Origin of the sequence: Cytobacillus oceanisediminis 2691 (genome assembly GCF_007678455.1) — a bacterium.
Classification (GTDB): Bacteria; Bacillota; Bacilli; order Bacillales; family Cytobacillaceae; genus Mesobacillus; species Mesobacillus oceanisediminis_A.
Genome location: NZ_VEEP01000333.1, coordinates 1 through 246 on the forward strand (window position 1 = coordinate 1; position 246 = coordinate 246).

General features: G+C 38.2%; 1 protein-coding gene. It reads right to left on the bottom strand.

Translation table 11 applies throughout. The annotated features are described in order from the left end of the window. Window positions 1–107: 107 nt before the first annotated feature. Window positions 108–200: a hypothetical protein gene (locus FS736_RS25625; protein WP_186326943.1), complete on the bottom strand. Its 93-nt coding sequence runs from the start codon at window positions 198–200 to the stop codon at window positions 108–110. Between the last annotated feature and the right edge of the window lie 46 nt (window positions 201–246).

A 246-nucleotide genomic window follows, 5' to 3' on the forward strand; every position in this document is an offset into this window, starting at 1 on the left:
ATATATCGCAGCATCCTTTCACCTTTTTCACCAAACCCATTCTACCCAACATATACAACATCGAAAAGCACAAAACCAATAACCACAACCTCCACCCAATTCCATAATCACTTAAATATCCCAACCCCCAAACGCTCCATCCTCAAATAACCAAACAACCCCATTTCCCTAACAATCCTAAATATAACACCCACCCCCATTACCCATACTAAAATTCAAACTAATTCAAGAATCTTCAAATCACTT

Excerpts from the sequence above, each read along its gene's own strand:
- FS736_RS25625 (WP_186326943.1), bottom strand. The coding sequence starts at position 200 with ATGGGGGTGGGTGTTATATTTAGGATTGTTAGGGAAATGGGGTTGTTT.